This is a genomic window from Pontibacter saemangeumensis, from assembly GCF_039541895.1.
Lineage (GTDB): Bacteria > Bacteroidota > Bacteroidia > Cytophagales > Hymenobacteraceae > Pontibacter > Pontibacter saemangeumensis.
Genome location: NZ_BAABHC010000029.1, coordinates 293,484 through 307,062, shown reverse-complemented (window position 1 = coordinate 307,062; position 13,579 = coordinate 293,484). Strand labels below are relative to the sequence as shown.

The following is a 13,579-nucleotide window of genomic DNA, read 5'->3' as shown; positions in this document are numbered from 1 at the left end:
AGCCCTGCATGTGCTGGCTGAGCAGTCAGGCGACATTCCTTACATATACTTCTTCATGCTCTTCGATCATTCTAAATATACCTGTTTAATTAAGAAGGCGATTTTCGTTCTGCTGCTTTACCCTTCCTTACTTGTTGGGTGCACTACCGCTGAGGCACCGGCTATAGCGGAAAAAATCAACCTGCCGGCGGAGGAGGCGTACTTCACGAATCCGATTGCTGACGGTGCCGACCCGTGGGTAGTCAGGAATGACAGCGTGTACTATTTCTGCAGTGCAGGGAGCGGTGCCATCTATGTATCAAAATCCGGGAAGCTGACGGAGCCGGGGGAAAAAGTAGCTGTGTGGGAGACGCCTGACTCGGGCTGGAACAAGAGCAATGTGTGGGCACCGGAGCTGCACCGCTTCGGCGGCAAGTGGTACATCTACTACGCCGCCGCCCGAAAGCCCGGCGGGCCGTTTCTGTACCAGCGCTCCGGGGTGTTGGAGTCGCAGGGGGACGACCCGTTCGGACCCTATTTAGACAAAGGCATGCTGTACACCGGCGACAGCATCCAGTATGCTTCCGCCGCGCCGAAGTGGGCCATCGACCTCACGCCGATGCCGCTCAACGGGCAGCTGTACGCAGTTTGGTCGGGTTGGGAAGCGGATGCGGAAACAGACAGAACGAAGCAGCATTTATATATGGCCAGGATGCTAAACCCCTGGACGATCAGCAGCAACCGGGTGCGCATCTCATCACCCGAGGAGCCCTGGGAAACCGGAGGCGAGCTGGACCTGAACGAGGGGCCGCAGGTGCTGAAGCACAAGGGGAAAGTGTTCATCATCTACTCCACCCGCGAGTCGTGGCTGAAGGAATACCGGCTGGGGCAACTGACGTTGTCGGATACGCTGCTGAACCCGATGGAGCCGGCACACTGGGAGAAAGCCGGCCCGGTGTTCCAGGGAACGGACAAGGTGCTGGGCGTCGGGCATTGCAGTTTCACCACTTCGCCGGACGGCACGGAGCACTGGGTGCTGTATCACTCTAAAAAAACCGAGGCACCGGGCTGGGACCGGAACATCAGGGCACAGGAGTTCACCTGGACAGCGGACGGCTTCCCGGATTTCGGGGCGCCTGTACCGGTCGGGGTGCCTTTGCCTCTGCCTTCCGGGCAAGAGGAGTGAGGGGATATATAAATCGGCCCAAGGTGCTGACCCGATATATGACCTGCAAAGACATTACGCGAACATCGAAACGGAAAACATGAAAATAGAAACACTGCTCTGCTATATGGCTGGCCTGCTGGCTTTCTCCTGCAGCACCAACCCGACCACCAACCCGCCCGATGCGACAGACAGCGTCACCAGTCAGGAGATCACCTACACCAACCCGGTGATGCCCGGCGACTATGCCGATCCGTCGGTGGTGCGGGTGGGGAAAGATTACTGGGCAACGGCTACTTCCTCGGAATGGGCGCCCCTGTACCCGATCCTGCACTCTACCAACCTCGTGGACTGGGAGACGGTGGGGCATGTGTTCCCGGACAGGCTGCCGGAATGGGCGGATGCGCACTTCTGGGCGCCCGAGATCGCCTACGACAACGGGAAATACTACATCTATTACACAGCCAATAAAAAGGGCGGCAACCTGTGTGTGGGCGTGGCCAGCGCCACAAGTCCCACAGGACCCTATACCGACCACGGCCCGCTTGTTTGCCAGGAAGCGGGCTCTATCGACGGCTTTCAGGTGCGGGACAAAGACGGGGAACTGTACCTGGTCTGGAAAGAGGACGGCAACAGCCGGAGCTTGCCAACGCCTATTTGGGGCCAGCGCATGAACGAGGAACGCACGCAGTTGCTGGGAGAGAAGTTTGAGATGTTCCGCAACGAGCCCGGAACGTGGGAGGGCGGGCTGGTGGAAGGCCCGGCCATCGTGCGCCACGGCGATTATTTCTACACGTTTTATGCCGGGGACAAGTGCTGCGGACGGGAGTGCACCTACGGCGTAGGGGTGGCGCGGGCCAAAAGCATCAAAGGCCCCTGGGAGAAATACGGACAAAACCCGATCATGAAGCAGAACGAGGAGTGGAAGTGCCCCGGCCACGGCACGGTGGTGTCCGATGAGAGCGGCCGGGATTATTTCCTGTACCATGCCTATAGCACGGACGCCTTCGTATACCCCGGTCGGCAGGGCCTGCTGGATGAGATCATCTGGGGCGAAGACGGCTGGCCGCATTTCGAAAACGATGCGCCGAGCGTTACAGCGCAGCTACCTGCACCTGGGGCAGCGGCTGCCGCCACGGAAACAGACCTGGATATAAAGGAGGAGTTTGAAGGCGGTGAACTCTCCGAAACCTGGCAGTGGCCCGTTGCGCAACAGCAGGCCTATAAACTGAACGATGGCCTTTTGGTGCTGAATGCCTCCCCTGAAAAAATCGGGACCGTGCTTGGCAAGCGCACCATCGACGGCGACTATACCGCAACCACGGCCCTTCGAACAGGTAACGCGCACGGGGGCACCATGGCAGGCCTCACGGCCATCGGCGACAACGACAATGCCGTGGGCATCGCCCTGAGCGATGAGCAGATCGTGCTTTGGGCGATGAAGGGAGGTTCCTTCTCTACGATCGCCAGAGCCGCAGCACCGCAGGAGGGAATGGTGCAGTTTCAGCTGACCACCGAAAACGGAGACCAGATGCAGTTTGCCTGGAGCCCGGATGGCACCACCTGGCACACCCTGAACGAAGGCAAGGCTGTGGACGCGTCTTACCTGCCGCCCTGGGACCGGGGCGTGCGCGTGGGCCTCACGGCCAAAGGCCCGGCCAACGCCACGGCCGCGTTCGACTGGTTCCGGGTGGACAATTAGCTGGGCAGATAAGCAGAGGCTATATGATATTAATGCTTAAATTGAATTCAAAACTATACCCATACATTGCCTATATATCTATATGAAAAAAAGAGACCTGAGTAAAAAGCTTTTACTGTTAACTTTGGTGGGAAGTATCGGCGCCACGGGCTTGAGCAGCTGCTCCAGCCAGGAGACAAACGAGGCCGAAACCGAGACAACCACCGCATCAAACGATCAAGAGAACATGGAAATCAAAAAAGAGCCTTTCGGCAAAACCAAGGAAGGAGAGGAAACAACGCTGTACACGCTGACGAATGCGAACGGCATGCAGGTGAAGATCACAGACTACGGCGCCACCATCACGTCGGTGCTTACGCCGGATAAGAACGGGAAGATGGGCGACGTGGTGCTTGGCTTCGACAGCCTGGCCGGCTACCAGAGCCCCGAATACCTGAAGAGCGGGCCTTACTTTGGGGCGATTGTCGGCCGCTACGGCAACCGCATCGCGCAGGGAAAATTCACGCTGGACGGCAAGGAGTACACGCTGGCGAAGAACAACGGTGAGAACACCCTGCACGGTGGCAAGAAAGGCTTTGACAAAGTGGTGTGGGAGGCAGAGCCCCTGCCAGAGCAGAATGCCCTGAAACTGACTTACGTTAGCCCTGACGGGGAAGAAGGCTACCCGGGTAAACTCACCACCACCGTAACCTACACCCTGACGGACGAAAACGAGATCAAAATTGACTATAACGCCACGACCGACAAGGCCACCCCGGTAAACCTGACCAACCACAGTTACTTTAACCTGGCCGCCGGCCAGGCCGAGGATGCGCTGGACCATGTGGTGACGCTGAACGCCGACAAGTACACGGTGGTGAACGAGTCGCTGATCCCGACCGGAGAGCTGCGCGACGTGAAGGGCACCGTGATGGATTTCACGACTCCGCAGCCCATTGGCGCGCGCGTAGACGAGGTGGAAGGCGGTGGCTATGACCACAACTACGTGCTGACCGGCGCGGACGGAACTTTGAAAAAGGCCGCCACGGTATATGAGCCGACGAGCGGCCGTGTGATGGAAGTGTTCACCACCGAGCCCGGTATTCAGTTTTACTCAGGCAATTTCCTGGATGGCACCATTACCGGCAGCGGAGGCAAAACCTACAGGAAGCACTACGGTTTCGCGCTGGAGACGCAGCACTTTCCGGACTCTCCCAACCAAAAGGATTTCCCTTCGACCATTCTGGAGCCCGGAGAAACCTACGAGACGACCACCGTTTATAAATTCTCGGTAAGAGACGGTGCACAGAACGCGCAGTAAAAAGGCGCGATGTGTATAAGCGCCACCGCTGCAAAAGCCGCTTGAGCAAAAGCTCGGGCGGCTTTTGCCATATATGACACCACGCGGGCAGCGAGTTGAAAACAAATTGAAACCGGTTCAAGCAAAAAATCGGTAAACCCCCTGGGTGCCACTGCTCTTTTGTATGAACCCAACCGCCTGCTGCAAAGGTAGCAGGCATATATAAACCAAGCATATAGGATGAAGAATAAGAAAACCGCGTTCCTGTTCGATCTGAATGGAACGGTGATAGATGATATGGAGTACCACGCTGAGGCCTGGCACGAGATCCTGACCAATGACCTCGGCGCTGACCTTACCTGGGAGGAAGTGAAGAAGGAGATGTACGGCAAGAACAGGGAGGTGCTGAACCGCATTTTCGGGGAAGGCCGCTTCTCAGATGAGGAAGCAGACAAACTCTCGGTCCAGAAGGAAGAATACTACCAGCAGGCCTATAAACCCCACCTGAAACTGATCAATGGGCTGCACGACTTCCTGAAACAAGCCGCTGCCAACGGTGTGAAAATGGCCATTGCCTCGGCTGCCATCACGGATAACATCGACTTTGTGGTGGACAACTTGGCCATCCGGCAGTATTTCGATGCCGTTGTGAGCGCCGACGACGTGACGACCAGCAAGCCGGACCCGGAGACTTTCCTGAAGGCTGCCGAAAAACTACAGGCAGACCCGGCAGACTGCATCGTGTTTGAGGACGCGCCCAAAGGCGTAGAGGCGGCGCAGAACGCCGGCATGCGCTGCGTGGTCATCACCACCGCCCATCCCAAAGAAGACTTTGAAAAGTATGACAATGTGATCGCCTATATAGCGGATTACACGGATGCCTATATAACCAGATTTTTCTCAGAGCAGTCGTAAGCTATATATGGGATGGTATATAACAGCAACAGCGGGCTTTCGGGCCCGCTGTTGCTGTTATATACTGAATTGTATATGGCTTATCAGAACGTGCGGTTCACCTGGTAATACATTTCGCTCCAGCGCAGTTCGTTCTGTAACTGGCGCAGGCGGGTGTCTTTGTCGATCACCACAGACTCAATGCCCGCCATATCCGCGAAATCCTGGAGCTGCTCGGAGCTCAGGTTTTGGCTGTAGCAGGTATGGTGCGCGCCACCGGCCAGAATCCAGGCAGCGCAACCAGTTTTCATGTCCGGGTATGGTTTCCAGAGCACGCGCGCTACGGGCAGGTTCGGCAGGTCGTGCTGCGGCTCCACCGCCTCCACCTCATTTACCAACAGCCTGAAGCGGTTGCCCATGTCGATGATCGAGGCATTCAGCGCCGGTCCGCCGGCCACGTTGAATACCAGGCGCACCGGGTCGGCTTTGCCGCCGATACCCAGCGGATGCACCTCGCAGGAAGGCTTGCCGTTGGCGATAGACTCATCGATCTCCAGCATATGCGAGCCCAGCACGAGTGAATTATTCGGGTCGAAGTGGTAGGTATAATCTTCCATGAAGGCGTTGCCGCCTTTCAGGCCGCTGCCCATCACTTTCATGGCGCGCACGAGTGCGGCAGTCTTCCAGTCGCCTTCCCCGGCAAAGCCGTAGCCCTGGCCCATCAGGCGCTGTGCCGCGATACCCGGTAACTGCACCATGCCATGCAGGTCTTCGAAGGTATCAGAGAAGCCTTTAAAGTTGCCTTCCTCCAGGAAGGTGCGAAGACCGAGCTCGATTTTGGCGGCGTCGCGCAGCGCATTATATTGGTTTCCGCCTTTGCGAAGCGCTTCCACCACGGCATAGCGTTCTTCGTACTCCTGCGTTAACCGATCCACTTCCCCGTCGCTGACCTGGTTGATGACCTGCACCAGGTCACCGATGCCGTAGGTGTTCACGGAGAAGCCAAGCTTCATCTCAGCCTCCACCTTGTCGCCGTCGGTCACGGCCACAAAGCGCATGTTGTCGCCGAAGCGGGCGAATTTGGCGCCCTGCCAGTCGTGCCAGCCGCAGGCCACGCGTGCCCAATCGCCTAGCTGTTGCAGCACCTCGGTTTCCTGCCAGTGCCCCACCACCACCTTGCGGTTCATGCGCAGCCGCGACACGATAAAGCCGAACTCACGGTCGCCGTGCGCGCTTTGGTTCAGGTTCATGAAGTCCATGTCGATAGAGCTCCAAGGAATATCCCGGTTAAACTGGGTGTGCAGGTGCAGGAGCGGCTTCTTCAGTATCTTCAGGCCCCCGATCCACATTTTGGCAGGGGAGAAGGTGTGCATCCAGGCCACCACGCCCACACAGTTCTCCGCCACGTTGGCGTCCTGGCAGATGCGGTATATCTCTTCCGTAGTCTTCACCACCGGCTTAAACACCACCTGTACCGGCACCTGGCCAGCCTGGTCGAGGCCCTGCGCGATCTGCTGCGAGTGCTCTGCCACCTGGCGCAGCGTTTCCTCGCCATATAAATGCTGGCTGCCTGTCACAAACCAGATTTCGAATTGCTTTAAGTCTACCATATATATAAAGTGTATTTTTAACAGTAATTAGCAAAGGCAAAAAGAAAGCGTTGCGGCATCTTTGCCGCAACGCTTTCGGGATATTAGAACCACAGGAAGTAATAGATCAGACCGATAATAAGGATCACACCGGCCGCACCGATATTGAACGGGGTACCGGTGTTGAACAGCACCGGGTCCGACACAATGGCTTTCGGGTCAGAGAGCGGCATCTTGGCGTTGGTGTACAGGATGATGCCGATCATAGCGAACAGCGCTGCCAGGAAAAAGAGTGACTCAATGGCGTAATAGCTGTACTCCGGCGTGAAGATGATACCGGCGATGAGCGTAACCACGGCCAGCACTAAGAAGATATAGGAGTAAACTGCAATTTTACGCTGTCTGCTCTCCGGCGGGAGGGGCGACTTCACTTTAACCCCTTTCTCTGCAAAGCTGATAACGGAAGCGATCAGGCAAAGAATAATAAACACATAGCCCATGCGCAGCAGGAATGGCATGTCAGGGCTGATGATCTTGAAGAGTATACCGGCCGGAATGGTCGCGATAGCGGTCCAGAGCGCGGCATTGGCGGTAATCTGTCGCCAGAAAAGGCCCATGCCGAACACGGCCACCACGCCAGGGTATATATAGCCCGTGTACTCCTGTATGTACTGGAACACTTGGTCGAGCGAGCTCAGCTGCGGCGCCACTAAGGCGGCGATGGCAAGGGAAACAAGCGCTACGATCCTGCCAACCCGCACCAACTGGCGGCTGGAGGCGTTCGGCTTAAAGTAAGGGTTATAGATGTCCATCGTGAAGATGGTGGCGGTACTGTTCACCATGGAGGCCAGGGAAGAAACAATGGCGGCGGTGAGGGCGGCAAACGCAAGGCCCCTGATGCCGGACGGCACGAAGTTTTTCAGCAGCCACGGGTACGCCTCATCCGACTTGTCGATGGTGCCGATTTCCGCAACAGTCTTACCTAAGATGGCCGCGAGCTCATCCGGCGTGTGCGCGTTCAGGAGTACGTAGGCCGCAATACCAGGTATTACCACGATAAGCGGCATCAGTATTTTAAGGAAGGCAGCGAACAGAAGGCCGCGCTTGGCCTCGTTGATGCTCTTGGCCGCCAGGCCTTTCTGGATGATATACTGGTTAAAGCCCCAGTAGCCCAGGTTGGTAGCCCACATGGCACCGGCGATCACGGCGATACCGGGCAGGTCGATAAAAGCGTCTTTTTGGCCGCCTGTGCCATCCGGTACGTAAATCTTGCCTTCGGGAATAACCATGGTAAAATGCTCCCTGGACCTTTCATACAGATTAGCAAGGCCCGTGATAACGCCATCTCCCGCGCCCACGGCATCTAAGGCGAGGTACGTTGTCACGAGACCACCGCCCACCATAAACACTACCTGCACCACATCCGTCCAGGCTACCGCCTCCAATCCACCATATATAGAGTAGATTGCCGAGAAAAGCAGCAACCCGATGATGCCATACTGAAGCGGAACGCCCATGATGCTCTCCATCGCCAGTGCGCCGAGGTAACTCACGGAGGTCAGGTTCACGAACACGTACACCAAAAGCCAGAAAACAGCGAACGCCGTACTCACGCCCCTGTTAAAACGCTGGTTGAGGAACTGGGGCATGGTATAGATGCCCTTGTCAATGAACACTGGCAGGAAGAATTTGGCTACGACAAGCAGCGCGATGGCCGCCATCCACTCATAAGCCGAAATTGCCAGACCAATGGCAAAGCCTGAGCCGGAGGTGCCGATGAAGTGCTCGGCGGAGATGTTGGCCGCGATCAGCGAGGCGCCTACTGCCCACCAGGTCAGCGATTTGTCGGCCAGGAAGTACTCTTCAGATGTTTTCTCCACACCAGCCTTGGTTCTGGAGACCCAGAGCCCCAGAAACAGAATGGTAGCGGCATAAAGGACAAAGACTATATAGTCTAGTGTTGAGAATCCAGAGGTCATGTAGAAATAGTGTTATAGTTAAGTTCTTTAAATTTTTTTAAGATATGAGAAAATATTCATTTCTCGCAATTTTTAATTCGCAATCCTGTTTTTAAACCCTCAGCCAACCATTCAGGATTTCTGATACCTTACAAAACCGAAAGCGCTATTGCCCATAATAGGAGTCCGGGCCGTGCTTGCGCTCGTAGTGCTTTTTGATGAGAGAGTCCTGCAGGCGGGGCGCGTCTGGCCTGATCTGCTCCGTCAGGAAGGCCATCCGGGCGACCTCTTCCAGCACGGCGCTGTTGTAAACGGCCTTGGCTGCTGTTTTGCCCCAGGTAAAGGGCGCATGGTTGCCTACCAGCACCATCTCCACTTCTTCGTAGCGCATGCCTTTCTCCCTCAGGTAATCCATAATCTGGAATCCTGTCTCGTATTCGTAGTTCCCCTGGATCATCTCATCGCTCATGGGTGGGGCGCAGGGGATGTCCACGGTGTTGTGGTCGGCGTGCGTGGTGCCGTAGATCGGGATATCGCGCTGCGCCTGCGCCCAGGAAGTGGCGTAAGTGGAATGGGTGTGCACAATGCCGCCGATGTTCTCCCAGTGCTTGTACAGCACGGCGTGCGTCTTGGTGTCGGACGAGGGCCTGAGGCTGCCTTCCACGGTGTTGCCGTCAAAATCCACGATCACCATTTTCTCCGGCGAAAGCTCTTCGTAGGGTACTCCACTGGGCTTGATGGCGAATACACCTGCGCCGCGGTCGGCAGCGCTTACGTTGCCGAAGGTAAACAGCACCAGTCCCAGTTTAGGTAGTTGCATGTTCGCCTCGTAGGCTTCCTGTTTGATATGTTGATACTTGCTCATATATATGTGTTATCTCACCGCTTCTTCCTGAATGTCTGTTACCTGCGCCGTGGCCGGTGGAATCAGTTTCTCGATGGCCTCGCCGTGTGCCTTGTACTGCTCGTAGCGCTTGGCATAGATAGCGGCGCGGGTAGCGTCCGGGTGGTAGGCTGCGTCGAAGCCCTGGCCCATGGCCTCCATGGCGTCTTCTACCCGGCTATATATACCCGCTGCCGTGGCGGCAAACATGGCGGCCCCGATGGCGCATGTCTGCTCTGACTTATGGATGCGGATCGGCATGTTCATCACGTCGGCCATCATCTGCATGATGAAAGGCGACTTCTTCGCCACGCCTCCCAGCCCGATCAGCCCCTTCACCGGAACGCCCTGCTCGTTGAACCTGTCCACGATTTTTTTGGCGCCGAAGCAGGTAGCCTCCACCAGCGCCTTGAACACGCGCGGCGCGTCGCTGCCCAGCCCCAGCCCCAGGATCGCGCCCTTCAGCACCTGGTTGGCATCCGGGGTGCGGCGTCCGTTAAACCAGTCGATGGCAAAGGCATCCTGCTCTGATAGCGGCAGTTGCGCCGCCTGGTTGGTGAGTTCCGGTATTATTTTGTCTGAGATTTCCTGGTAAAGCGCGTCTGCCGTTTCATTGGATATCGTCTGCGATTGCGACAGCAACTGCTGGAGCGGCCAGAGCAGGAGATTCTTGAACCAGGCATACGTGTCGCCGAAGGCAGACTGGCCCGCTTCGAGGCCCATCATGCCGGGGATCACAGAGCCGGGCACCTGGCCGCATATGCCGCGCACCAGTTTGTTTTCCACCTCCGCGGTGGGGGCAACCAACATATCGCAGGTGGAAGTGCCCATCACCTTGCTTAGGTGGTATGGCTCTACCTGGCCGCCCACGGCACCCATATGGGCATCAAACGCACCCACTCCTATGACCACTTCTGTGCTGAGCCCTAAACGGTCGGCCCATTCCTGGCTGAGGTGCCCGGCGGCTTTGTCCGAGGCATAGGCATCCTTGAACAGCCGCTCCGTGAAGCCCTGCAGCAGCGGATCGAGGGAGGCAAAGAACTCATCCGGCGGAAGCCCCCCGAAGTCGGCGGCCCAAAGCGATTTGTGGCCGGCGGCGCAGACGCTGCGCTTCATCTGCATCACGTCGTTTCCGCCGGTCAGCAGGAACGGGATCCAGTCGCAGTGCTCAACCCAGGAGTATATGGCCTCCCGCACCTGTGCATCCTCGCGCAGTACGTGCAGCAGCTTGGCCCAGAACCACTCTGAGGAATAGATACCACCTACATACTGCAGGTAATTGGTGTCGAATTTGGTGGCGTGCTCGTTTATTTCTGCCGCCTCCCGCACAGAGGTATGGTCTTTCCAGAGCACAAACATGGCATTGGGGTTTTCCCCGAACCCCGGAAGCAGGGCCAGCGGCGTACCGGTTTTGTCCACGGCCACGGGTGTAGAACCTGTAGTGTCAACAGAAATGCCTTTGACGGCGGCCGCCACGTTTGCCCCGGCTTTGCGCACGCATTCTTTGATGGTATGCTCCAGGCCCTCCATGTAATCCAGCGGGTGCTGCCTGAACTGGTTTATACCGGCATTGCAGTATTGCCCCTGTTGCCACCTCGGATAGAAATAGACAGAAGAGGCTACCTCTTCCCCGTTTTGTGCATTTACCAGCACTGAGCGGACAGAGTCTGTTCCGTAGTCCACTCCAATCACATAGGATAGATCTTTCACAAGCACATTGCTATTAAGTTTTGTGTCAAATTAACACTTATTATGAAAAATAAAAAATTCCACTCCACATTCTGCTCTAATAAGTGAGCTTTGTCAGGGAACAAGGAATTTTTCGGGGTTCGGGATAAATTTCAGGAACGCCTGAAAGTTGTTGAGGTACTTGCCCTGGTCGAGCTTGAAGAAAAAGGCCCCCTTCTTGGAGCTGTCTTTGTCTTTGTCCTTCTGCTTTACAAAAAGCCCGGTGGAGAGGAGTTTCCGGTTGAAGTTTCTTTTGTCGAAGGTTGTGTCATATAGTCCCTCGTAGAGGGCCTGCAGTTGCGGCAGCGTGAACTTTTCGGGGAGCAGTTCGAACAGGATGGGGTGCAGCGCGGCCTTATAGCGAAGCCTGTTTTTGGCCATCTCCACCATCTGCGAGTGGTCGAAAATTAGCTCCGGCATTTCCTTCAGCGGAAACCATTCTGCGTGGTACTCTTTGCTTAGCTGCTTCTCGTATTTCTGGATGTCGATCAGGGCGAAGTAAGCTACCGCGATCGTTCTCTCCACCGGGTCGCGCCCTGGAGCGCCAAACGTATGGAGCTGCTCCAGGTACACGCTTTTCAGGCCTGTCAGCTCCCCCAGAATGCGGCTGGCGGCTTCGTCCACGCTCTCCTGCGGTTGCACAAAACCGCCCATCAGGCTCCATTTCTTCTTCTCGGGTGCAAAGCCTCTTTGGATGAGCAGTATCTTGTAGCCTTCGCCATCGAATCCGAGAATGATACAGTCCACGGCAACAAGCAGTCGTATTTGCCCAGAGTATTTCAACATAGAAAGGTTAATTTTTTAACAGCAACAGCAATATTTTACCAAAACTATAAGATAAATAGATTGCGAACCGCTTTTTAAATAAATTTATATATCCCGAAGCGCAACAGGTGCCTCTCAAAATAACTTTACATGTTAATTTAACAGGTATATATGATATATAAAATACGTTAGACATTTAATCGAAATATACCTGTGCAATTTTGCGCATACAACACTCTTTTTCCTGATTCAAGGGGGCCTTTCGTTTTAGATGCTGCTGTTACCGGGAAAGTGGATAGGGTAGGAGCGGTTAGTTGCTCCCATACCCAAGCAGCATAAAATCTTTGTTACATTTACATGATAAGCGCAGACGCCATACATGACCAATAGAATAAGAACCTGGGCGGGGCTGCTCTTCACCGCCGCCCTCTTTACATCCTGCCAGCAGAACGACGGTGCTATATCCATCACCGTAAAAAACCACCTGAACCTCGCGCGCGAATCTGAGACTGTCAGCATCCCGGTTGGGGAGGTGGAGGGCCTTGTGCGGGAGTTCGGAGTGGAAAATCTCCTGATCAGGGACGGGGAGACAGACATCGTGCTCGTGAGCCAGCCACTCGACATGAATGGAGACGGCACCGTCGACGAAATCCTTTTCCAGACCAACATAGGCGCCAGCGCCGAAAAGGCGTTCACCATCACAGGCGCAGCGAATGCGGCGGCGCTAAGGCCAGCCAGCGAAAGCAGGACGTACTCGCGCTTCGTGCCTGAGCGCACCGACGACTACACCTGGGAGAACGACCGGGTAGCCTTCCGCACCTACGGGCCTGTGGCACAGCAGCTGGTGGAACAGGGGAAGCCGGGCGGTACGCTCACCAGCGGGATGGATGCCTGGCTGAAGCGGGTGCCTTATCCCATCATCGACAAATGGTATGAAGGGTATCAGCAAAACAGCAACTTTTACCATATTGACCGCGGCGAGGGCTACGACCCTTACCACGTGGGCAAGAGCAGGGGCATTGGCGGCATCGGCGTGCTGGAGAACGACTCGCTGTATGTCTCCAAAAACTTTACGGGGTATAAAACCATCGCGGAGGGTCCCATTCGCACGGTCTTTGAGCTCACGTACGCGCCCTGGCAGGCAAACGGCAGAACGATTACCGAGACAAAGCGTATCAGCCTTGACCTGGGCAGCAACCTGAGCTACTTCGAGGAAGTACTGCAGAGCGACCGGCCTGTGCCAAACTACACAGTGGGCATTTCGCTGCACGAGAAGAAAGGGGAAGTGAAAGCCAACCCGGAGCAGGGGTGGTTCCGCTACTGGGAGCCGATGGATAGCGCGATGCTGGGAACCGCTATTGTGCTGGCCCCCGCCGCCGTGCAGTCCTACAAAGACCACCGCGTAGACAAGCCGGACCAGAGCCATTTATATGTTCTTGTGAAACCCGACAACGGCAAGGTAGCGTATTACGCGGGTTTTGGCTGGTCTGAGAGCGGGCAGTTCCGCACAAAACAGGAGTGGGACGAGTACCTGGCTGACTTTGCAAAACGGCTGGCATCGCCGCTGGATGTGAAGGTTGGAGAATAAGCGCCTACTCCATATATAAACAGTAGAATATAAACAGTAGAGAACACCG

General features: G+C 56.0%; 10 protein-coding genes. 5 read left to right on the top strand and 5 right to left on the bottom strand.

Features of this window, described 5'->3' with window-relative positions; genetic code table 11:
• Positions 1-55: 55 nt before the first annotated feature.
• The 4 genes from ABD920_RS19775 (at position 56) to ABD920_RS19760 (ending at position 5,040) form a co-directional block, all read left to right on the top strand.
• Complete coding sequence (locus ABD920_RS19775; RefSeq protein ID WP_345161500.1) at positions 56-1,165, top strand: glycoside hydrolase family 43 protein; 1,110 nt, start codon at positions 56-58, stop codon at positions 1,163-1,165.
• Between the two features lie 79 nt (positions 1,166-1,244).
• Positions 1,245-2,846 carry a family 43 glycosylhydrolase gene (locus tag ABD920_RS19770; protein ID WP_345161498.1) on the top strand — a complete coding sequence of 534 codons (1,602 nt, stop codon included), beginning with the start codon at positions 1,245-1,247 and terminating at the stop codon, positions 2,844-2,846.
• A gap of 82 nt (positions 2,847-2,928) precedes the next feature.
• Positions 2,929-4,146: an aldose epimerase family protein gene (locus tag ABD920_RS19765; protein ID WP_345161496.1), complete on the top strand. Its 1,218-nt coding sequence runs from the start codon at positions 2,929-2,931 to the stop codon at positions 4,144-4,146.
• A 219-nt stretch (positions 4,147-4,365) separates the two neighbouring features.
• Complete coding sequence (locus ABD920_RS19760; protein ID WP_345161494.1) at positions 4,366-5,040, top strand: HAD family hydrolase; 675 nt, start codon at positions 4,366-4,368, stop codon at positions 5,038-5,040.
• Positions 5,041-5,123: 83 nt separating this feature from the next.
• Here ABD920_RS19760 and araA read toward each other — a convergent pair whose 3' ends face one another.
• The 5 genes from araA to ABD920_RS19735 form a co-directional block, all read right to left on the bottom strand.
• A complete protein-coding gene (gene araA, locus ABD920_RS19755; RefSeq protein ID WP_345161492.1) occupies positions 5,124-6,629 on the bottom strand; it encodes an L-arabinose isomerase in 1,506 nt (501 codons plus the stop codon).
• 83 nt (positions 6,630-6,712) lie between these two features.
• The gene (locus tag ABD920_RS19750; protein WP_345161490.1) at positions 6,713-8,587 is read right to left on the bottom strand and encodes a sodium/sugar symporter; all 1,875 of its coding nucleotides are present in this window, start codon (positions 8,585-8,587) and stop codon (positions 6,713-6,715) included.
• 145 nt (positions 8,588-8,732) lie between these two features.
• Positions 8,733-9,431, bottom strand: a complete 699-nt coding sequence (locus tag ABD920_RS19745; protein WP_345161487.1) for an L-ribulose-5-phosphate 4-epimerase — start codon at positions 9,429-9,431, stop codon at positions 8,733-8,735.
• Positions 9,432-9,440: 9 nt separating this feature from the next.
• Positions 9,441-11,159, bottom strand: a complete 1,719-nt coding sequence (locus ABD920_RS19740) for a ribulokinase (RefSeq protein WP_345161485.1) — start codon at positions 11,157-11,159, stop codon at positions 9,441-9,443.
• 93 nt (positions 11,160-11,252) lie between these two features.
• Entirely contained in the window at positions 11,253-11,963 is a 711-nt protein-coding gene (locus ABD920_RS19735; RefSeq protein ID WP_345161483.1) for an NUDIX hydrolase, read from the bottom strand.
• Between the two features lie 358 nt (positions 11,964-12,321).
• Between ABD920_RS19735 and ABD920_RS19730 the strand changes: the two genes are divergently transcribed.
• Positions 12,322-13,530, top strand: a complete 1,209-nt coding sequence (locus ABD920_RS19730; RefSeq protein WP_345161481.1) for a DUF4861 domain-containing protein — start codon at positions 12,322-12,324, stop codon at positions 13,528-13,530.
• The last annotated feature ends 49 nt before the right edge of the window (positions 13,531-13,579 follow it).